Annotated in this window: 21 protein-coding genes; 6 read left to right on the forward strand and 15 right to left on the reverse strand. The window is 34.8% G+C overall.

What is annotated here, in order from left to right; all coding sequences use genetic code 11:
* Positions 1–6: 6 nt before the first annotated feature.
* The 6 genes from E0F98_RS06235 to E0F98_RS06260 all read right to left on the reverse strand — a co-directional run bounded on the left by E0F98_RS06235 (position 7) and on the right by E0F98_RS06260 (position 6,073).
* Complete coding sequence (locus E0F98_RS06235) at positions 7–486, reverse strand: gliding motility lipoprotein GldH (RefSeq protein ID WP_132109761.1); 480 nt, start codon at positions 484–486, stop codon at positions 7–9.
* Positions 470–1,744 carry a PSP1 domain-containing protein gene (locus E0F98_RS06240; RefSeq protein ID WP_132109762.1) on the reverse strand — a complete coding sequence of 425 codons (1,275 nt, stop codon included), beginning with the start codon at positions 1,742–1,744 and terminating at the stop codon, positions 470–472. Before E0F98_RS06240 ends, E0F98_RS06235 begins: the two co-directional genes overlap by 17 nt.
* A 190-nt stretch (positions 1,745–1,934) precedes the next feature.
* The gene (gene trhO, locus E0F98_RS06245) at positions 1,935–3,305 is read right to left on the reverse strand and encodes an oxygen-dependent tRNA uridine(34) hydroxylase TrhO (protein ID WP_132109763.1); all 1,371 of its coding nucleotides are present in this window, start codon (positions 3,303–3,305) and stop codon (positions 1,935–1,937) included.
* A gap of 275 nt (positions 3,306–3,580) precedes the next feature.
* On the reverse strand, positions 3,581–4,366 hold the full coding sequence (locus E0F98_RS06250; RefSeq protein WP_132109764.1) for a DUF6503 family protein: 786 nt from the start codon (positions 4,364–4,366) through the stop codon (positions 3,581–3,583).
* Positions 4,367–4,402: 36 nt separating this feature from the next.
* Entirely contained in the window at positions 4,403–4,915 is a 513-nt protein-coding gene (locus E0F98_RS06255; protein WP_132109765.1) for a hypothetical protein, read from the reverse strand.
* 177 nt (positions 4,916–5,092) lie between these two features.
* A complete protein-coding gene (locus E0F98_RS06260; protein WP_132109766.1) occupies positions 5,093–6,073 on the reverse strand; it encodes a phosphatidylserine decarboxylase in 981 nt (326 codons plus the stop codon).
* A gap of 412 nt (positions 6,074–6,485) precedes the next feature.
* On the opposite strand from E0F98_RS06260, the gene E0F98_RS06265 reads away from it, so the two are divergent.
* The 4 genes from E0F98_RS06265 to E0F98_RS06285 all read left to right on the forward strand — a co-directional run bounded on the left by E0F98_RS06265 (position 6,486) and on the right by E0F98_RS06285 (position 11,319).
* Positions 6,486–6,815 carry a type II toxin-antitoxin system HigB family toxin gene (locus E0F98_RS06265; protein WP_132109767.1) on the forward strand — a complete coding sequence of 110 codons (330 nt, stop codon included), beginning with the start codon at positions 6,486–6,488 and terminating at the stop codon, positions 6,813–6,815.
* A 2-nt stretch (positions 6,816–6,817) separates the two neighbouring features.
* Entirely contained in the window at positions 6,818–7,174 is a 357-nt protein-coding gene (locus E0F98_RS06270; protein WP_132109768.1) for a helix-turn-helix domain-containing protein, read from the forward strand.
* Positions 7,175–8,050: 876 nt separating this feature from the next.
* On the forward strand, positions 8,051–8,605 hold the full coding sequence (locus E0F98_RS06280) for an REP-associated tyrosine transposase (protein ID WP_132109769.1): 555 nt from the start codon (positions 8,051–8,053) through the stop codon (positions 8,603–8,605).
* 824 nt (positions 8,606–9,429) lie between these two features.
* On the forward strand, positions 9,430–11,319 hold the full coding sequence (locus tag E0F98_RS06285; protein ID WP_132109770.1) for a peptidase U32 family protein: 1,890 nt from the start codon (positions 9,430–9,432) through the stop codon (positions 11,317–11,319).
* 216 nt (positions 11,320–11,535) lie between these two features.
* Here the strand turns inward: E0F98_RS06285 and E0F98_RS06290 are convergent, their stop codons facing one another.
* The 5 genes from E0F98_RS06290 to E0F98_RS06310 all read right to left on the reverse strand — a co-directional run bounded on the left by E0F98_RS06290 (position 11,536) and on the right by E0F98_RS06310 (position 16,598).
* Positions 11,536–11,868, reverse strand: a complete 333-nt coding sequence (locus tag E0F98_RS06290; protein WP_132109771.1) for a 2Fe-2S iron-sulfur cluster-binding family protein — start codon at positions 11,866–11,868, stop codon at positions 11,536–11,538.
* A 64-nt stretch (positions 11,869–11,932) separates the two neighbouring features.
* Complete coding sequence (locus tag E0F98_RS06295) at positions 11,933–12,343, reverse strand: BrxA/BrxB family bacilliredoxin (protein ID WP_074720125.1); 411 nt, start codon at positions 12,341–12,343, stop codon at positions 11,933–11,935.
* A 123-nt stretch (positions 12,344–12,466) separates the two neighbouring features.
* Positions 12,467–13,633, reverse strand: a complete 1,167-nt coding sequence (locus E0F98_RS06300; protein WP_132109772.1) for a lycopene cyclase family protein — start codon at positions 13,631–13,633, stop codon at positions 12,467–12,469.
* 1 nt (position 13,634) lies between these two features.
* Positions 13,635–14,132 carry a thioredoxin family protein gene (locus tag E0F98_RS06305; RefSeq protein ID WP_132109773.1) on the reverse strand — a complete coding sequence of 166 codons (498 nt, stop codon included), beginning with the start codon at positions 14,130–14,132 and terminating at the stop codon, positions 13,635–13,637.
* 213 nt (positions 14,133–14,345) lie between these two features.
* Complete coding sequence (locus E0F98_RS06310; protein ID WP_132109774.1) at positions 14,346–16,598, reverse strand: TonB-dependent receptor; 2,253 nt, start codon at positions 16,596–16,598, stop codon at positions 14,346–14,348.
* A gap of 147 nt (positions 16,599–16,745) precedes the next feature.
* Here E0F98_RS06310 and E0F98_RS06315 point away from each other — a divergent pair, with 147 nt between their 5' ends.
* Positions 16,746–17,393 carry a metal-dependent transcriptional regulator gene (locus E0F98_RS06315; protein WP_132109775.1) on the forward strand — a complete coding sequence of 216 codons (648 nt, stop codon included), beginning with the start codon at positions 16,746–16,748 and terminating at the stop codon, positions 17,391–17,393.
* A 2-nt stretch (positions 17,394–17,395) separates the two neighbouring features.
* The gene (locus E0F98_RS06320) at positions 17,396–18,214 is read left to right on the forward strand and encodes a ZIP family metal transporter (protein ID WP_132109776.1); all 819 of its coding nucleotides are present in this window, start codon (positions 17,396–17,398) and stop codon (positions 18,212–18,214) included.
* 42 nt (positions 18,215–18,256) lie between these two features.
* Here the strand turns inward: E0F98_RS06320 and E0F98_RS06325 are convergent, their stop codons facing one another.
* The 4 genes from E0F98_RS06325 to E0F98_RS06340 all read right to left on the reverse strand — a co-directional run bounded on the left by E0F98_RS06325 (position 18,257) and on the right by E0F98_RS06340 (position 21,546).
* Complete coding sequence (locus E0F98_RS06325) at positions 18,257–18,382, reverse strand: FeoB-associated Cys-rich membrane protein (RefSeq protein ID WP_132109777.1); 126 nt, start codon at positions 18,380–18,382, stop codon at positions 18,257–18,259.
* A gap of 6 nt (positions 18,383–18,388) precedes the next feature.
* Positions 18,389–20,488: a ferrous iron transport protein B gene (feoB, locus tag E0F98_RS06330; protein WP_132109778.1), complete on the reverse strand. Its 2,100-nt coding sequence runs from the start codon at positions 20,486–20,488 to the stop codon at positions 18,389–18,391.
* Positions 20,489–20,728, reverse strand: a complete 240-nt coding sequence (locus tag E0F98_RS06335; protein ID WP_132109779.1) for a FeoA family protein — start codon at positions 20,726–20,728, stop codon at positions 20,489–20,491.
* Between the two features lie 152 nt (positions 20,729–20,880).
* Positions 20,881–21,546, reverse strand: coding sequence for an SCO family protein (locus E0F98_RS06340; protein ID WP_132109780.1), 666 nt, complete (start codon positions 21,544–21,546; stop codon positions 20,881–20,883).
* Positions 21,547–21,867: the final 321 nt, after the last annotated feature.

Below are 21,867 nucleotides of genomic sequence, written 5' to 3' on the forward strand. Positions count from 1 at the left end.
ATTATCCTAGTCTTTTTTTTCTATTCGTAATCCCACTTCTGTAATTCCTTCTAAAAGAGTCACACCAGGTACTTTACCTGTCTCTCTGACAGCCTGTTTGATGTGGACTTTGTATTTCCCTTTGAATTTTACATTCTCTTTAAAGAACAATTTACTTTCTTTTATGTCGGTAAATCCGTTGCCTAGAAGCGTTCCATCAGGATTTGCCATTTGGTACTCTAAGGTGTCCACTTTTGTATATCCGCTCGGTTTTTCGACAGACACAATCAAGAAGAGATTGTTGTATTGATAATTGTTATTGTCTCTTAAATTGATGAATAAATCATATCGTTTTGTGGAATCCAATTCCGGCAAATCGAATGTTATGATACTGTCTTTATGCCAAGCACTTCCCACAGATTTATATTCGTCAAAGGCTCTTTTTTTATCACATGAAAAAAAGAGTATCGCAATCAAAACGAAAAAAACGCTATTTCTTAGCCTCATTCTTTGTTATAATTATTGGTTTTCTTGCTATTACAGGTTTCTTATCGCTTGAAGGGGCAGCACCATTGTTTGCAGGCTTTTTATTGTTTGCTACAATCTTATTGTCCGTTGCTGGTTTGTTTTCGCTTGTTGCTTTTCCCTTTTTGTTTGGTTTTTTCCTCTTTTTAGGCTGGTCAAATCGCGTTAAGCTTTCTTGACCCATCGCATTATTGAAATCTTTCTCCGTTTCCTGGATGATTTCTATTGCATAATCCTCAAGTGCAGATACTTTGTTTTTTAGCTTATTTTCTGCGATGATTTCCTGTACTTTTTCGATTTTAAGTACATGCCAATTGGCAAAATTATTAGTATAAGCAAACCACATTAATCCCTTAAAAATATCTTGCTTTTGACAAATAGCATCTCCTTTTTCGGTAACTAATTTTGTTTCGAAATCAGGAAAACCTTTCAAGGCATCCATATAAGTGTCTAATTCATAGTTTAGACAACATTTTAATTTACCGCATTGTCCCGCTAATTTTTGTGGGTTCAATGATAACTGTTGGTAACGAGCCGCTGAAGTATTCACGCTTCTAAAGTCGGTTAACCAAGTCGAACAACATAATTCTCTTCCACAAGAACCAATTCCTCCTAAACGAGCCGCTTCCTGACGGAAACCAACTTGTTTCATCTCGACTCTGGTGCTGAATTCTTTGGCAAAATCCTTAATTAAAAGTCTAAAATCGACTCTGTCGTTTGCTGTGTAGTAGAACGTAGCTTTCGATCCGTCTCCTTGAAATTCAATATCGGAGATTTTCATTTCTAATTTTTGAGAAATGGCCAGTTCACGAGCGCGAACTTTCATTGGTTCTTCTCTTTCACGCGCTGCAGACCAGATATCAATGTCTTTCTGCGATGCTTTTCTATAGATTTTCGGTACTTCTTTGCTATCAGGATTAACTCCTTTTTTCTTCATTTGGATTTTTACCAATTCACCAGTCAAAGTAACAATTCCGATATCATGTCCAGGAGAAGCGACAGTGGCTACAATATCTCCCATACTTAAAGTCAATTTTTCAGTATTGCGATAAAATTCTTTTCTACCATTTTTAAAACGAACTTCAACACAGTCAAAAGGTGCTTGTCCTGTAGGTAAAGACATATTAGAAAGCCAATCGAAAACAGTTAATTTGTTGCAGCTATCGGTGCCGCAAGTCCCATTATTTTTACAACCCTTTGGTGCGCCACCATCAGAAGTTGAACAACTTGTACATGCCATAATTTTATATATAGTGTTGTGACTGGCACAACTTAAGTTCTTAAAAAAGATTAATGGGTAAAGATAGCATTTTTTAAGTGAATGATACAAAAGATGGAAACGTATGAATGTGATAAAATTTTTATAAAAAAAAGCCCATTTCAAAATGATGAAATAGGCTTTTTAGGAATTTTATATTAAAAACAACGTTTTAAATCTTATATATCTTATCAGATAAACGAATTCTAAAAGGTAATTTAAATGTACAAGTATCTCCTGCAACAGCTTTTTCAGCCGCGATGTCGTTCACTAACATTTCTTCGATAGCTAACTTTTGCTCTCCAGTAGTTGTGCCAATAATCAAAATCGTATCGCCTGTATTGATTTCGTTTTCTTCGATTAAAAACTGACCAATACTTGGTTTCGGGTAAAAATGTGTTCCTTTCCCTATGTATTGTTTTTTGATTTTTGGTGACTTTTTAGCCAGCGCTTTCGATTTTGATAAATCAGTAAGATTGGGAATCGCAGCCAAAGGATCAAGATTTGCATCTCTATTTTTAAAAGTCAGCACATCCGACTTTCCTTTTTTGAAAATCTTATTACCATTTTTAATTCCTCTGCGAATGGCTTTTTGCTCTTCTTCAGGAAGATGAGTAATATCCGAACATTCTGATGAGCAGCAGCCTTCCATAGCCTGAGCACATTCCTCACATTGGATAAAAAGTAAATGGCAACCTTCATTTAGACAATTTGTATGCACATCACATGGTTTCCCACATTGGTGACATTGCGAAACGATATCGTCTGTAATTCTTTCGCCTAAGCGGTGATCAAAAACAAAGTTTTTACCAATGAATTTACTTTCTAAGTTTTCTTCTTTTATTTGCTTGGCATAATTGATAATTCCTCCTTCTAGCTGGTACACATTTTTAAAACCTTGGTGCTTAAAATAAGCAGATGCCTTCTCACAACGAATTCCTCCGGTGCAATACATCACCAAGTTTTTATCTTCTTTAAAATCTTGTAATTGCTCGTTGATTATAGGCAAAGATTCTCTAAAAGTATCTACATCTGGCGTAATCGCCCCTTTAAAATAGCCGATTTCACTTTCGTAATGATTTCTAAAATCAACTACAATCGTATTAGGATTATCTAAAATTTCATTAAATTCCTTCGCTTTTAAGTGAACTCCAATATTGGTAACATCAAAAGTTTCATCGTTTAAACCATCAGCAACAATCTTGTCACGCACTTTAACTGTCAATTTCAAGAAAGAGTGATCGTCATGTTCCACTGCAATATTCAATCGCATGCCTTGCATGAAATCATAGACTTCTAAAGTGTCTTTAAAAGCATAAAAATTATCCGCAGGAAGTGATAATTGAGCGTTAATCCCTTCTTTGGCCACATAAATCCGACCAAGAACTACTAATGGGTCCCAAGCGCGGAATAAATCGTTACGAAATTGTGTTGGATCTTGAATTTGCGCATAAGCATAGAAAGACAAAGTAAGTCTTTGTTTTCCGGCATCATCAATCATGATGGCTCTTTCTTCTGCGCTTAAAGTGTTATACAGTTGCATGCTATAAACGGTTTAAGTGTGAAAAATTATTTTTGCAAAAGTACGGAAAATGTTTAGAGTTGCAAAGTTTCTAAGATTCTGAGTTTTTTGGAGCTATTTCCAGCTATTCGTTTCAATCTTTTATTTTTTAAAGAAAAAAATAAAAGGATTTCCACTTCTATCTGGGCTAGGCGATTTGTGTCAGTTAATATTTTGTTTACATAATAAGATCTATCTAAAACGCAAAAAGCCCAGAAAAAACTTCTGAGCTATTTTTTGTTTTCTAATCAAGATACTTATTTTCGGTTATTCACCACATTTTCAGTAAGTATTTGGGAAACTTCTTTTAGTTTTCCTTGTTCGAATAATTGAGGTAAATCTTTTAAAGCGGTTTTAACAGGCGCTTCATAATTGATATAATCCTGAAAAGTAACACCGTCAATTACTCTTGTATTAAAAGCCGATCTAAATCGAATGCCACCATCATTTACTAAATAACTGTAGGCCAAATAATCAATTTTATGCGTGTCTTTATTTATCCAATAATGGTATTCATCATCAAAATCTTTTCCGCCACCTTCTTGACCAAAAGTTACTTTTATTACATCATAATTCTTTCCTTTGATTGTCGTTTCTTCAACAAATTCTCTATTTACCGATGCATCTTTCAATTTGTGTGGCAGCGTAGCAAAATAAATAACTGAATTTATAGCCTCAGAATATTTGTCAACATCTTTTTTACTCAAAGATTGCAAGCTGTTGTTAATGCTTCTTTCAAATTTATCAGCAGTCATGACATCTTTAATCAGTGAATCTCCTTTTTGAATTTCAGTGGAGTAGGTGTAAGCACCTCCGTCATTCTTAAAACTGTATTTTTTGCCTCTAAATTCAAAAGAATAATCTGCATTATCATACAATTTCCCACCGTGTGCTTCGATGGCGCGATTAACTATTGAATCTGCTTTTGAGAGCGGTTTTTCGGTTGTGATAGTGTCGTTTGTTACATCTTTGCTTTCTTTTTTATTGTTGCAAGACAGCGAAAGTGCTGCAGTAAAACAAAGTAGGATTAGATTTTTTTTCATTTTTTAAAAGTATTACGTTTTATAAAGCTGAGGTCTTTACTTTTTCTTTTCTTCGTCAACAATTAATTTCAAAGAGTTGATATAATCAGTGTCAAATTCGATTACTCTTATTTTGTTTGGCTTAAAACTCATTTCGCCTTCAAACTCGCCTTCAGAGCCCAAAAAGTCAATAACAACTTCTTCCTCGTCCATTTCTATGAGTTTACCCAGATAAACGGCCTTATCCGACTTTGTTGCAATTTGGAAAATCTCATATTTACTGGCTAAAAAATAGATAATGGAGGATATATCTGTAAGCGGAATTATTTCGGCAGCACTTGTTTTTAATCCTTTGAGCTTAATTACTCTTTCGGTAAATTCATGATCCTTATCTTGGATAATTGCCTTCACATTTTTGTTTCTCAATATCGTATAACCATCAATTATAAAATCGACAGGATTATTTTTAAGTAAGATCCAATCTTCAGTCCAATCGATAAGAAAACCACTAAAAATCTCTTTTTTGTCGTCAAATTCAATTGTAATTAATTGTCGTAAGTATTTGTCCATGCTGTTTTTTTTAATTTTCGAAAGCAGCGTTGCTACTACCAAACCTTTTTCTGAATCGTCACGATAAAATTTCTCGCTATTTTACAACTACAAAGATAGCGCAGATTTTTAATCTGTGCCCGCACCGATTGCTAAGTATTTGATTGATATATAAATTTAAAACCTCCAGCTTGAAAATTATGGTCTAATCGTCGAAACGCCAATTCTCTCTCCTTGTATAGCGGAAGTTTCAAAACCTTTTAGGGTGTTACTTAATAAATCGGCATCGATGCTAATTTTATTTTTTTCGAACAGCAGCACTACCGTGGATCCTCCAAATTTGAAATATCCTTTCTCGTCGCCTTTTTTAATAACATCTCCAGAATAGGTTTGTACCATACTTCCCACCATGGTTGCGCCTACTTCGGCCATGACAACATCTCCAAACACAGGGTTTGAAACGATGGTGTATTCCCTTTTGTTGAGGCAGAATATTTCAGTCATTTTGCGCAAAGCAAGTGGATTAACTGAATAGTAATCACCATCAATCTTGGTATTAGCTGACACATTTCCGCTTACTGGAAAATGGTAACGATGGTAATCAGCAGGGGCAAGGCGGATGATAACCAAGCTGCCGTCAATGTATTTTTTAGCAAGTTCGGCGTTATTTAAAAATGATGCTATGTCAAAGCGATAGCCTTTTACAATAAAATCGCTGTTGCTGATATCGGCATAGGCCAATATTTTTCCATCAGCAGGCGACACTGTAATAGTTGCGGTAGTATCGATCGGTCTGGCATTATCGTTTATTTTTCGGGTAAAGAACTCGTTGAATGAGTTGTATTCCTGTTTTTGGAAGACGTTCATGTCAATACCAAATTCTTTTATAAAGGGTTGTATTTTATCAGTCGATGAAGGACGATCCATCATATCGCCATAAATAGTCGAAACGAATTTTCTTTTCACCAACGTCCACAATGTTACTTCGCCAACGGGATTATTATACAGCCAAACCAACCACTTTTCGGCTGCCACTTTTTCTGTTTTTAACACGCCAGTTTCACGATCGTAATATTGTATTGGAGCTTGTTCCGGCAACGGATAAAAAGCCAGTATGGCAACAATGGCAAGCAATAACAAAGTAATTCCCCAGTTTTTTTTAGTTTTTGTAATTTTCATTTTTGTCTTTCCTTCTTATTTTCTGTCTTAATTCAGCAAAAGATTTACTGTCATTTTTTCGTTCTCGTTATTCCACTCGCGTAATGAATTGCAAGTTCTTTAATAAGGCCTAAATATAGATATATACTTTTTAAAAGTGTTATTTTGTTGCTAAGTGTTGAGGAAAAAGCGAAATCGATTAAATAATAACCATAAACAAACTCCACCACGTTTGTCATTCCGTAGGAATCTCCACTACGATTAGTCGTTTGCCTTAGTGGAATTTGGACCGGTAATTTAGGAGGTTATTAATTGGAGTGGATGCTTTAAAAGCTTGATAAAACCTTAATATTTAAGTAAGTAGCTCTTTTTTTTAGCTTCAAATGAAAAATAAATGGTTTGCAAAATGAAAACTTTGTAGTATCTTTGTCAAATGAAAATTCTTGTAAAGAAAACAATTTTGTACTACATCGAAAGATATCCAATGGCTAAAATGCAATTGCTGATTTGGTATAATGAATTTACAAAATTAGATTTTAAGAATTTCAATGAACTCAAAAGAGTGTACGGAAATGCGAGTACTATAAGTAATGATAGAGTTGTTTTTAATATAAAGGGAAATGATTTTCGGTTAGAGGTTTCAATAAATTTTCCGCAAGCAGCTTGTTATGTGATTTGGTTTGGAGCCCATAAAGAGTATGATAAAATTAATGTGGAAACTGTTGTTTTTGACACAGCAATTTTAAACTTCAAAAAAAAATAGCTATGAATTGGAAAGTATTAAAAACTGAAGAAGATTACAATAAAGCTTCAATGCGATTGATGGAGCTATTTCACGCAAAAGAAAATACCCCCGAAGGTGATGAACTTGATTTGCTTTTAGTTTTAGTTAAAGATTATGATGATAAACATTATGACTTACCAGAACTTGATGCCTTAGAAGTGATCAAATATAAGATGGAGGAAATGGGAATTAAGGCCAAAGATCTTGAAGGAATAATTGGTAGCAAAGGACATGTATCAGCAATTCTGTCTGGAAAGCGTGAAATCACTTTAAAAATGGCTCAGAAGCTAAAAAACTATTTCAGTATTCCTGCAGAGGTATTTTTGCGCTCGGCTTAAAATATTTTTCCTTTGGATATTGATTAGAGTTAGTTTAAAATTACTCTTGAAAACTCGCACACAAACTCCACCATGTTTGTCATTCCGCAGGAATTTCAACTGTGATTAGTCGTTTATCTTAGTGGAATGTGGACCGGTATTTTAAGAGTTGCTAATTGGAATGGGCACAGAATAAAATTCTGCGCTAACGGTTGAGTTATATCTGCGCGATCGGGTTTAAAATGATTTACCTTTAAATATTGCTTACAATTACTTTCGAATTGCTCTTGAAAATTGCAAACAAACTCCACCATGTTTGTCATTCCGTAGGAATCTCAACTACGATTAATCTTTTACCTTAGTGAAATTTGGTAAGGTAATTTAAGGTTTGCCAATTGGACTGGGCACAGAATACAATTCTGCGCTAACTGTTGAGGTATATCTGCGCGATCGGGAAAGATAAAACAGTTGCTTTACCCGAAGATTATTATTTTAGTTCAGCAAGAAATTATGCTGATTTAGAAAATGATATGGACGTCGTTATTTTGGATCTGTTTTAATTCGTAAAATAAATGATAAAAACCTTTTTATATGAACCGCTTAGATAAGTTATAATGAATTATAGTTAGCGCAGAATTGCATTCTGTGCTCGCAAAGTATGTGAATCAATTAGTATACTTAAGCTAACTATAAAAAAAATGCTCCTTTGTTATATAACAGTTAGCGCAGAATTATATTCTGTGCCCACAAACTGGATCGAGATAGCTATTCACATAATCTGTTATAGTGTTTTATTGGTAAAATAGATTTAAGCAATCACGTTTTTTAATTACTAATTGGAACGGGCACAGAATGCAATTCTGCGCTAACTGTTGAGGTATATTTGCGCGATCGGGAATGTCAACAAAATACAAAGCAACTACAACCGAAGAATGTTACTTTATTACGATAACTACTGTGGGATGGATAGATGTTTTTACAAGATTGAATCAAAAACAAAACATCATTAATTCTTTAAAATATTGTCAAGAAAATAAGGGTTTAGAGATCTATGCTTATTGTATTATGTCAAGTCATATTCATTTGCTTTGCAAAGCAACAAATGGTTTTATACTGAGTGATGTTATGCGTGATTTTAAAAGATTTACTTCAAAAAAAATCCTTCAACTTATTACTGAAGAGCCCGAAAGTCGAAGAGAATGGATGCTAACCTATTTCAAAAACGCTTGTGAACATTTGAAAAGTGAGCAAGATTTTAAGGTTTGGCAAAATGGCTATCATGCCGAGCATATCTTTAGCAATAAATTTATCCGACAAAAAATCGATTACATCCATTTCAATCCAGTGAAAGATAAAACAGTTGCTTTACCCGAAGATTATTATTTTAGTTCAGCAAGAAATTATGCTGATTTAGAAAATGATATGGACGTCGTTATTTTGGATCTGTTTTAATTCGTAAAATAAATGATAAAACCCTTCTTATATGAACCGCTTAGATAAGTTATAATGAATTATAGTTAGCGCAGAATTGCATTCTGTGCTCGCAAAGTATGTGAATCAATTAGTATACTTAAGCTAACTATAAAAAAAATGCTCCTTCGTTATATAACAGTTAGCGCAGAATTATATTCTGTGCCCACAAACTGGATCGAGATAGCTATTCACATAATCTGTTATAGTGTTTTATTGGTAAAATAGATTTAAGCAATCACGTTTTTTAATTACTAATTTGAACGGGCACAGAATGCAATTCTGCGCTAACTGTTGAGGTATATTTGCGCGATCGGGTCAACGTAAGAAATCAAATTATTCGCAAACAAACTCCACCATTTTTGTCATTCCGTAGGAATCTCAACTTCTGTAAATCGGTCATCATAGGAAAATGTGGGACGGTAATTTAAGGTGTGCCAATTGGAATGGGCACAGAATACAATTCTGCGCTAACTGTTATAAAACTTTAATTATGACCGAGGACGTTTTTAGCCCAGATAGCAGTGGAAATCCTTTTTTATCCGCTTCTTAGCGGGAAAAAAGATTGTAACGAATAGCTGGAAATAGCTCCAAATAAAAACCTAATCCGCGGCCTAGTTTTAAATTTCAGTCAGAACGCCATTCTTTAATAAGTATTTTATAATTTTGCAGCCTGATTTCGGGAGCGGAACGTCGTTATCTCTTTTACTTCGTGCGCAATAAGTAAATTGGAATTTTTGGTTTTACCAAAAGATAAAATGCTCATTACAAATGATGCCTAACAACAATGATTAAGAAGGAATAATATGAAAAAGAAAGTTGAAATTCTTGCGCCTGCAAAAAATTTGGTTCAAGGAATTGCTGCTATAAATGCTGGTGCAGATGCTGTGTATATTGGCGCGCCATTGTTTGGAGCACGAACGAATGCAACGAATTCTGTGGAAGATATTGCCGAATTGGTGAAATATGCCCATTTGTTTAAGGCTCAGGTTTTTGTCGTTATCAATACTATTTTGTACGATAAAGAACTGGAAGCATGTAGAAAATTGATTCACGAATTATATGATATAAAACTGGATGCGCTTATCGTGCAAGACATGGCAATTATGGAAATGGATTTGCCGCCGATAGTGATTCATGCCAGTACGCAAGCGAATAATCGCGATCCTAAGCATGTGAAATTCTTGAAAGATGCCGGAATGCAACGTGTGGTTTTGGCGAGAGAATTGAATTTAGACCAAATTAGAGATATTGCCGCAGAGACAGATGTTGAACTGGAATTTTTCGTTTCGGGAGCATTGTGCGTTTCTTTTAGCGGGAATTGCTATATGAGTATTGCTGGTGGTGAGCGAAGTGCTAACCGCGGTTCTTGTGCACAAAACTGCCGTCTTCCGTACAATTTGACCGATGGAAACGGAACTACCTTGCTTACGGAGAGTCATTTGCTTTCGATAAAAGATTTAGACCTGAGCGACCAACTGCCTAATTTGATTGAAGCTGGAATTTGTTCGTTTAAAATCGAAGGCCGATTGAAAGATATCGTTTATGTAAAAAATAACACCTCGTTTTTAAGAAAGAAATTAGATTCTTTTCTTGAAAATAATGATTCGTTCCAAAAAGCGTCTTCGGGAAGAACGTTCTATAATTTTGTGCCAGAAATGGACAGAAGTTTTAATAGAGGGTACACTGATTATTTCGTGAACAAGCGTACAGAGAAAATAGGAAATTGGGACAGTCCGAAATCACAAGGGCAGTTGATAGGTGCAATTACCGAAATAAAAGCCAATGGTTATGTGATTGAGAATCACGAGCTATTGAACAATGGTGATGGCCTGTATTTTATTAATGAAGATGGTGTGGCTGATGGAGTACAAATCAATATTATTGTGAATGATATTGTGGTGCCTAATACCTTTAAAAACATTGCAGTAGGAACGGTTATTTATCGAAATTCAGATGCTGAGTTCAACCGTATTGTAGAAAAAGAAAATAGTGCTGTTAGAAAAATAGGGGTAACGCTACATTTTACTGAAACTTCAACTGGTTTTCAATTGCGTGCGATTGATGAAGACGGACATGAGAGTGTTGCTACTTTGGAAACCGAAAAAGAAGCTGCCAAAAGCGAAGAATCTGTGATTCCGAATATTAAAAGAAACCTTTCTAAAACAGGAAATACCCCGTTTATAGTGGATGACATTGAAGTGGAATTTGCTAGTAATTGGTTTTTACCTATTTCTAAAGTTAATGAGGTAAGAAGAACTGTATTAGAGCAGTTAATCGACATTAGAATCAATGAATACCATAGAGAAGAGTTTCAGATTACAAAAACCGATCATCCTTATCCAACGGAGAAATTAGATTTTACTTTTAATGTCTCGAATAAGTTGGCTAGAGCGTTTTATGAACGACACGGTGTAACTGAGATTGAAAAAGCATTTGAATTGCAGTGGGATCCCGGAAAAGCACGTGTAATGACCACTAAATATTGTGTGAAATACGAACTAGGGAAATGCGCCCGTTTTCAAAGAGCCACAATGGGTGAAAAAGTAGTAGAGCCGTTGACTTTAAAACATGGAGAAAACGAATACAAATTGAAATTCAACTGTAAACCGTGTGAAATGGAAATTTGGGAAAAAGATGCCGAGTTAGAGTTTATAGACGAAGACGAGCAACTGGATTATGTAAAGAAAAGATAAGTTCAAAAGCATTAAATATAAAGAAAGCTGCAGCAGAGATGTTGTAGCTTTTTTGGTTTTTGGTAGCCGCTAATTTGCTGATTAGTTATTCTTTTACCCCACAAAACATACAAATTACAATGTTTTTTTTAATCTGTGCTAATCTGTGAAATTTGTGTTTGATTTTTTTACAGCAAGACAAGTAAAAAAAAAATTGCGGCTATTCCTTTCTCTTACTTAGATTTCTAGAATGGTAATCTCCGCATTGTTCAAATCTTTTGTGATGTACAATTGACAGGAAAGACGTGTAGATTCTTCTGTGTAGCCTAATTTTGATAAGGTGACAGGTTCGTTTCGCTCCTTTATCAATGAAGCGCCAGAGATTCCTTTTGTGGCAACAAGGCAGGTGGCGCATCGGCCCACGCCGCCACATTCGCCAAAAGAATCCAATTGAAGTTCATCCTTTAACAAAAACATCAAATTAGCATAGTCGCCTTGATGTGTACTAATGTGATGTTCGCAGCCGTTTTCTATGACAGTGAATCTAATGGGAGTTTGCTTCTCATTCAAAATAAAAGGACTTTAAATAAAAAACGTTCCGAGTGATCGGAACGTTTTCGTGTTGTTTATTGTATTAACAATACTCGTTGTATGCGTCTTGTAAGTTCTCAGCGATCAATTCAGCTGGGCGACCTTCAATGTGATGACGCTCTAACATATGAACTAATTCTCCGTTTTTGAACAAAGCCATAGCTGGCGATGATGGAGGAAAAGGGAACATGTGTTGTCTTGCAGCATCAACCGCATCTTTATCAACTCCTGCAAAAACAGTAATTAAATGATCTGGTTTTTTTGCTCCTTCTAAACTCATTTTAGCTCCTGGACGCGCATTTCTAGCAGCACAACCACAAACAGAGTTTACTACAACTAGCGTAGTTCCTTCTAATTTCATTGCGTTTTCAACTGCTTCTGCACTATGTAAATCTTGAAAACCTGCCGCTGTTAATTCAGCTTGCATTGGGTTTACCATTTCTTGTGGATACATATCGTTATATTTTAAATATTAATTTTGATTGTGCAAAGTTACGAAGTTTATAATGAACTCCCTTGTTTGCATAATAAAGTTTTGTTATACTTTAATTGTCGTTTTCGAAGCCGTTTTTTTATTTTAAATATAACGGTAACTTCTCGCTAAAGCCTTAATAAAAAGTAGCTTGGGACATTTTAATATTACTTGGAGGTCTTCAAAATAAGTAGTTTCTTCATCTAAAAACTTAAAAATTACCGATGGATTTCCTTTTTTGAACATAGCCGAAAAGATGCTTGCGCCCAGTTCGTTATTTCGATCTAAAATATCCAATAAAAGCAAATCATAAAACCAAAACTTACTCTTTTTGTGAAATTGTCGCAAATCTTTTTCTTCTTGTAGGAAGGCAACTAATTGTGTTGAGCGCTTGTCTGCCTTTTTGAAGGTGTAGCCAGTGCTTGCTTTTGTCCATCCGCCTGCTGTTCCTATATTGAGAACGCGTTTAGTCGTTTTTTTCCAAAAAGGATAACAGGTCATGGGAATACTGCCTTGTTCTTTTTCGATTATTTCGAAATCTGTGATTCCGAGTTTTCGAATGTAATTCTCAATCTCCTGCTCGTATTCTGCTTTTGGCAAAAGAAGGTGCGAAAATAAAGTATATTCTAATAATGCTTCATTAGTTGAGGTAGGCAGTACATACATAAATCGTGTATTACCTTTTTGCTCCACCGAGAAATCCATAAAAGTAGCCTGTTCAGAATTGAAAACGGGTTCTTTACTTTGTATAAACCAACCGATAAAATGCTGTTGCAATACGGGATATTTACTTTGATTTTCAACTTCGGCTTTATTGTAAATACTATTAAAAACGGTGTCACAGGTATAGCTGTCTGTTTCTGTGGCTACAAAAACATGTTCTTTTAATTCATTGATATCAGTCACTTTTTGATTTACATAACTGATATTTTTTTCGTTCAAAATAAACTCAAAAACTTGATTGTAGAAATCCAAGCCTTGAATCATGTTGTATTGATACGGCTGCAAGTCTAAATCGCGCTTAAAATCAGCATTAGCAAAAAGTGCAGAATCCCATCTTTTTGAAACGGATTGTTCCCAATTTCCTACTTGTTTTTGCCAGAAACACCAGGTGCGATCATTTGTTTTTTTTGGATTTTCTTCGCCTTTTGTATTGGGTTCGTCCAATAACAAAATGGAGCTTTCCTTAAATTTTCCAGACCGTGCCATTTTATACACTGTCATTAAAGCCGCTAAACCGCTGCCTGTAAAAATATAATCGTAGTGTTTCATTTTATTTTGAAGAATTATCCTCAAAAATAGGGAATTCTTTTATTTTCTCAAGGATAGAAATTAGGTCTTTCGTTTTTATGTAGGAATGTTTTTGGAAAAGAATCGAATAGTCAACGTCTAGAACGCTGATGGTAGGATAAGCTATTTGATCGTCTATGGTCGCTAAAGCAGTTGCTAATTCGTGAACTCCGGTTTTTTGTCCCGTTGGTTTAAATTTGAAAGTATACTTGTTGAAAGTAATGTTGCTTTTATTTTCGGCATCTAATTCAACGAAATAAAAATTGTTATTGAGCAGATTAATAATTACCCGGTTTTTAAAAGTAGTGTTCTCCATCATCTTGCAGTATTTACACCAGGAAGTATAAATAAAGACGACAATAGGTTTTGGATTTTCTACTGACAATTTTTCCACTTCTTCGAAGGAATAGGTTTTTAACTGAGCAAAACCTGATTGAATCGCCAGCATAAAAAAGAAGAATATTAGGAATGATTTTTTCATTATTAGTTTTCTGTTTTATTGCATAGGGTAATAGAATTTATATTGTTTTTAAAAAGAGTTAAATAGAAGTTTTACTTTCCACGAAACTAAATACTATGTTATACTTTTGTAAAAATGGAATGCCTTTCTCCACAATAAATTAATCTATTTTTCTATGTGGTTAAAAAATCACAAAAGAATTTCATCCCTTTTTAATACTTATATGTTTCAAGCTTATTTCAACGTATAGCGCAACCCAAAAAAGCTACGAATTCCTTGATTAGGACCATAAACATAACCTGGGTCAAATGTTAAACCATAAGGATTGTCTTGTGTAACCTGTGCATTTCCGTGGTTATCATACTGTACGTTTTTGTCAAAAGGATCGTTAGCTCTTGCTATAATAAATGGATTTCCTTTGTTTGGTGTCCAATTCAGTAAATTTTTCACTCCAGCATACAATTCTAAGTTTTTGAACTTATTGAAAGTAAATTGAATGTTCTGAATACTCCAAGTAGGGGAATACTCGCTTCTAGGATCTAGTTCACCAAGTAAAGGCAAGCGCATTGGTCCATAAATATTTCCGGTATAGTCAATGTCTAAAAACATCGTATTCAAACGGTAAGATATGGCCCAAGTTCCAGTGAATTTTTCGGTAAGCATTTGTCTTGTTTTTATATCGTCTTCTGTTTTGGTGACATCCATAAATGTAACGCCGAAAATCATTTTAAGACCGTTAGTGAAAACCAAATCAAGATTAGTACTAATCCCTTTTGTAACAGCATAACCATCAAGATTTTTGTAAATAATCTGATTTGGATCACTATCGTAATCGGGAATAATAGAATTTGTAAAATGGGTGTACCAAGCTGTAGTTTCCAGTCCTATGAAGGTGCCATTATTAGAATATATCTTCTTTAAATAATTCAAATTAGCGTTGTAAGAGCGCTCCGGCTTTAACTCTTCTAACACGATAACATCGCGAGAACCAGTTAATGCCGCATGTTCTTCAGTAAAGAGATTTACAATTCTAAAACCAGTTCCGGTATTAAATCGAACGACATTGTTTTCGTTAATTTTCCATTTGTAGGCTAGGCGGGGAGTGAAAATAGAGCCATGGTTGTTGTTGTAATCGTAACGCGCTCCCAAAAGAACGGTGTGTTTTTCAGCTAAATTGATTTCGTCTTGAACAAATAAACTCGGAATCCAGTTTACATCTTCTTCGACTGTTGCCGTGGTGTTATCATCATAATATTGGTAACGTAAGGCTGTTCCAAAAAGGAAATCGTGTTTGTTTATCTTTTTGTCCCAGGTCAATTGTCCAAAACCAATGCGTTGCTTGGCGAGATATGGCATGTTACCATAAACGGAGTTTTGGTCGTGATCAGTGTACGAAAATGAAAGTAGCATTTTCTCGGCAATTGGAAGTTCATAAGCGCCTAATAATTCCCAGCGTTTGGTGTAAATACTTTCGCCATATACTTCAGTACCGCCGCGGTATTTTTTCTCCCATTGTAATTCGCCTCCCCATCGGTCTTCATAAAAATAGCGTCCTGCAAGAGAGAGTAATTTATTACTCTTTCTGTTGAAATTCCATTTTTGGAAGACTGAAATTCGGTCTTGCAATGTCAAATCAGTGAAGTTATCGTTGTTGTTGTCAATTGGGTTGCTGTAATTAAAATAATTAATTCCGGTTAAAACAGATGCCGCTTTACTCACATTAGCTTTAAAACCAATATCGACATTCACTTCGCCCCAGTCTGTTGCAAAAGTATCAGCGGAAAATGTGGCCGCGGTTTTAGGATTTTTAGTAATAATATTAATCAATCCACCCACGGCTTCACTTCCGTATAATGAGGAAGCAGGACCTTTAACAATTTCGATGCGTTCTAACAAAGAATTTGGAATTCCTGACAAACCATACACTGTCGAAAGTCCGCTAACAATGGGCATTCCGTCAATTAAAACTAAAGTATAAGGTCCTTCAAGTCCATTGATATGAATGTCGCCTGTGTTGCAGACATTACAATTCAATTGCGGTCTAACACCATTTACATTTTGTAAGGCTTCAAAAATATTTGCGGTTGGATTTTTCTGGAAAAATACTGGTTTATAAACTTCTACAGGAACGGGACTTTCTAAACGACTGACTGGTTTTAAAGTTCCGGTAATAACGACCTCGTCAAGAGTATTATTTTCTCTAAGGTTAAAATTCAAAATTACGTCAGTAGAATCTGTAATTAGAATGAATTGACTTTGTGATTTAAAACCAGTATAGGAAGCGATGGTTTCATATTTTCCAAGTGGGATAGTATTAAATTGGTACGAACCGTCAACTTTACTGCTGGTCGAATATTTAATGTTTTTCAGTACAATATTGGCTAATGGTAAAGGCATTCCATCCGCAGTTACGGTACCTTTTACGGTAGCTTGAGCAAACGAATTACTAGTTATCAGAAAACAGAAAAGCAAAATTAGATTTTTCACAACTATATTTTAGATATGGTTTAATTAAATATTTAGACAAAGCTAAAAATTATATTTGATATAACAAAAAAACATAACTACATTTGCCTTAAATTGTTAGAGCGCTGAATAGTGCTTTTGAATTAGAATAGGCAAAAAAAATATAAAATGACATTTTCAGAAGAAAATTATCTAAAAGCAATTTACCATCTTACAGTGGTTTCAAATTCCGAAGTGAGTACTAATGCTATTGCCGAAATGATGGAGACCAAAGCGTCCTCAGTAACGGACATGCTCAAGAAATTAGCCGAAAAAGATTTAGTGAATTATAAAAAATACCGAGGCGTTTCTCTAACAGAACCAGGCAAGTTAGCCGCCAAAATGATTGTTAGAAAACACCGCCTTTGGGAAGTTTTCTTAGTAGAAAAGTTAGATTTTTCTTGGGATGAGGTGCATGATATTGCAGAGCAATTAGAACACATAAAATCAGAAAAGCTGATTAACAAATTGGATGACTTTTTAGGAAACCCTACAGAAGACCCACATGGCGATCCAATCCCAAATGCGGAAGGACAAATTGTAAAAATTGAAAAGCATCTGCTTTCAGAACTAGAGGTGAATCAAATAGGAATCTGTGTGGGAGTGAAAGATACTTCGTCAGAGTTCTTGAAGTACTTAGATAAGCAAGGAATTGCTTTAGGTTCTAAAATAGAGGTGGTGGGCAAAGAAAGTTTTGATTTGTCCGTAAGAATAAAAGTCGATGACAAGGGATTGTCGATTTCAAATAAAATAGCCAGTAATTTATATATTAAGTAATTATGTTTCAATCTATAATTGATTATTTCACAAGTATTGATCCCATTTTAGCAGCTTTATATGCGAGTTTGTTTACCTGGTTTCTAACGGCTTTAGGAGCGTCTTTCGTTTTTTTGTTTAAAACTATGAACCGAGTAGTTCTTGACGGAATGCTTGGATTTACTGGAGGTGTAATGGTTGCAGCCAGTTTTTGGAGTTTATTGGCTCCAGCCATAGAAATGACAGGCGGTGAAGGTTTTGCCAAAGTAATGCCGGCAGCCTTTGGATTTTTCCTTGGTGCCTTGTTTATCTTTGGGATCGATAAAGTACTACCGCATATTCATATTAATTTTAAAATTAGCGAAGGAATTAAATCACCATGGCAACGAACGACCTTGTTAGTTTCTGCAATTACACTGCATAATATTCCGGAAGGATTGGCAGTGGGAGTTCTTTTTGGTGGTGTGGCTGCTGGAATTCCAGAAGCTTCGATTGCTGGAGCGGTAACATTGGCAATTGGTATCGGAATTCAGAATTTCCCCGAAGGAATTGCCGTAGCAATGCCATTGCGACGTATGGGAATGAGTAGATGGAAAAGTTTTATGTATGGACAATCTTCGGCAGTAGTGGAGCCTATAGCAGCTGTTTTAGGAGCTTTTGCAGTTACATTTTTTACTCCAATTTTACCATATGCGTTGGCTTTTGCAGCCGGTGCAATGATTTTTGTAGTGGTAGAAGAGGTCATTCCAGAAACGCAACAGGATAAAAATACAGATATTGCTACGATGGGATTTGTAGGTGGATTTATTATTATGATGGTGCTAGATGTGGCACTAGGGTAATAATTTCCGTCTTTTACTAAAGTAAATCAATAAATAATAATATTAGTGGCAACCGCAGTCGTCGCCACCGCAACTCTTATCTTTTTTTTTCTTTTTAAAAAAGAATTTTTTAATTAAAAATACAACTGCAACTCCTAGGGCTGCGAAAGCTACTATTTCTTGTAACATATCGCTTTATTTTAAAATTTGGTAAGTAACTAATGCTACGATGTAAGCAAACGTACTCATAAAAATAAGTTGCCCCAAAGGCCATTTCCATGAATTGGTTTCTTTTTTTGTTATCGCGATGGTACTAGCGCACTGCAGAGCAAAAGCATAGAATAACAATAAAGATATTCCCGAAGCAAAATTGAATATTTTCTTGCCCGTTACTGGATTGACTTCAGCGGCCATTTTATTTTTAATAGTATCGTCGTTTCCAGTGCTTCCCACACTGTAAATTGTCGCCAATGTACCTACAAAAACTTCTCTGGCTGCAAAGGAACTAATAATAGCAATTCCAATTTTCCAGTCGTATCCTAAAGGAGAAATCGCGGGTTCAATAGTTTTCCCCATGATTCCGATATAAGAATTTTCCAGTTTGTAGGCTGCCACTTTGTTATCCAGTTCATCTTGTGATATACCTGCGTTTTCTATCTTAGAAAGCTGAATGGCTTCAGCATTTTTGAATTTTTTCCCTGGTCCATAAGAAGCCATAAACCATAGAACGATTGATATTGCAAGAATTATTTTTCCAGCGCCAAAAACGAAAGCCTTTGTCTTCTCAACAACATTAAGTGCTACATTTTTAAATAGCGGAAGTTTGTAGTTTGGCATTTCCACTACAAAGAAAGTTTTGCTTTTAATTTTCAGAATTATATTTAGAATATAAGCCGAAAAAATAGCCATTCCAAACCCAAGAAGGTACAGCAACATTAGTGTTAATCCTTGTAGGTTAAGAATTCCTAGTACGTAGGTGTCTGGAATTACTAAGCTTATTATAATAGCGTAAACAGGCAATCTGGCCGAACAAGTTGTAAATGGGGTTACCAAAATCGTTATTAATCTTTCTTTCCAGTTTTCAATATTTCTAGTTGCCATAATCGCTGGAATGGCGCAGGCTGTACCCGAAATTAAAGGAACTACACTTTTTCCTGATAAACCAAAATTACGCATGATTTTATCCATTAAAAAAACCACTCTACTCATATAACCACTTTCTTCCAAAATGGAAATAAATAGAAATAAGAAGGCTATTTGCGGAATAAAAATCAGAATTCCACCGATGCCGGGAATAATTCCTTGTGATATCAAATTAGTTAAAACTCCCGCTGGCAGTTCACTATTTGTTAATGCGCTTAGGGAAGCAAAAGTACTATCTATAAAATCCATTGGAATTTTCGACCATTCGAAAATAGATTGGAAAATTAAAAATAATATGGCAAAGAAAATTACATATCCCCAAACTTTATGCGTCAAGGCGCGATCAAGTTTAGAGCGGAAATCCTTGGCAATAGATGCGTCTACTTGCAAACCTTCTTTCAATACATCATTGATAAATTGATAGCGTTTAATGGTTTCTTTTTGTTGCAATCTCTTTAAATCCGAATGCGATTTAGTAAAAGTACCTTGAATCTCTTTTCGTTCTAAATTCAAGAAATTGACGTCTTGTGTTATAACTAGCCACAATTTATATAGTAATTGATTCGGAAATGCTTTACGAAGACTATTGAAGTATTCTGGTGCTATACTGGAAGCATTAAGACAAGCTTCGGTAGGAATAGATTTGTAGGAAACAATCAAATTTTTTAACTCCTCGATACCGTATCCTTTTCGAGAACTGATAAGCGCGATTTTTGTTTTTAAATGTTCCTCTAGATAAGGTATGTCTAATGTTATCCCTTTATATTCCATTCTGTCCGCCATGTTAATGACTAAAATAGTTGGAATTTCTAAGTCTTTTATTTGAGTAAAAAGCAGTAAATTACGTTTCAGATTTTCTACTTCGGTCACTACAATCGCTACATCTGGATATAATTTATCGTTCTTGTTGAGTAATAATTCAATAACGACATTTTCATCAATAGAGCTAGCATTAAGACTGTAAGTCCCAGGTAAATCTAAAATATTTCCTTTAACGTTATTGGGTAATTTGCAAAAACCAATTTTCTTCTCAACGGTGATTCCTGGATAATTTCCTACTTGTTGATTAAGTCCTGTTAGCTGATTAAAAACGGAAGTTTTTCCTGTATTTGGATTGCCTATTAAAGCAATATTAATATTTTGATTGATCATTTAGAGCTTGATTTTGATTAGTTCAACTTCAATCTCTTTTGCTGTTTCTACTCGAATAGCCAAATGGGAACCGTTCACGTTTAAATATAAAGGATCGCCAAAAGGTGCAATTTGAAGTAATTCAACCGTATTTCCGGGCAAGCAACCCATTTCCAGTAGCTTTAATGGAATAATGTCAATATCAAAATCCTTGATAATGGCTTTCTCCCCTTTTTTTAGTGAATTTATCGTTGTTCGCAAGTCTTATTTAGATTGAATTAATATTGCAAAAATACATATTATAATACTAAAACAAATGATAATTATCACTTTTGTAACACATTCTGATTAAATTTGGAGTCCTAAAAATGTGTTAAATAGTTTGGAATTGAAGATTTGAAAAATTGGAAGTATTATTCGTTACTCAGAAAATTAATATCGACAATTAACTTTTCAATGTCTTCTTTATTAGTCCCGTCATAAAAACCACGCACTCTTTTTTTAGCATCTACTAATATAAAATTTTCGGTGTGAACCATATCGTAAAGTTCGCTCGGTTTTCCTAATTTAACCGCGAGGTACGATTTTCTTGCCATAGTGTAGATCTCTTTTTTATCTCCGGTGACCAAATTCCATTTTGAATCATCAACTCCATACTTCAATGCATACTCTTTTAAAACGGGCACGCTGTCTGTTTCTGGAAATACGGTATGAGACAGCAACATCACCTTTGGATTATTGATAATGGCTTTTTGTACTTCGAATAAATTTGCGGTCATTTTAGGGCAAATGGAACCACAGGTTGTAAAGAAAAAGTCAGCAACATAAATTTTTCCTTCATAATCATCTTGGGTTATGGTTTTCCCGTTTTGATTGACAAATGAAAAGTCGGCTATGGTGTGGTATTTACTGATGTATTGTACGGTGCTGTCTACCAATTCTGGATTTACATCAGAAGGATTGAAGATCGGCAGTGTTTTACGAGGTGTAAGGGCATTTTGAAACAAGTAAAGCGTGATCACGGAGAAGACTAAGAAAACACCAAAAAAGATTCGGTATTTCATAAAAATAGATTTCATAAAAATAATTTTCGCAAAAATACAAAATCGGTAATTGGTTTTAAATCAAATTAACACAATCTTATCCCATTGTAAGCTCCTTTAATAGGTTTGATCATAGTGAGATCGGTTTTACATTAGTATTAAAGGTAGGCTTAACACTCAGTTTGTCATTCCGGAGGAATCTCTTCAAGTACTGTGAATGTTTATGTGAGATTCCTGCGGAATGACAAGTTTGTGGATAGTCTTAATTATTTGCAAGATTGTATAAAATAATAAAAAATAGAACTCTTACTGTTTTTTATAAAAAGGAAGTTTCAACAAATGTTAAAATTATTTCAA

Origin of the sequence: Flavobacterium hiemivividum (assembly GCF_004349145.1) — a bacterium.
GTDB lineage: Bacteria > Bacteroidota > Bacteroidia > Flavobacteriales > Flavobacteriaceae > Flavobacterium > Flavobacterium hiemivividum.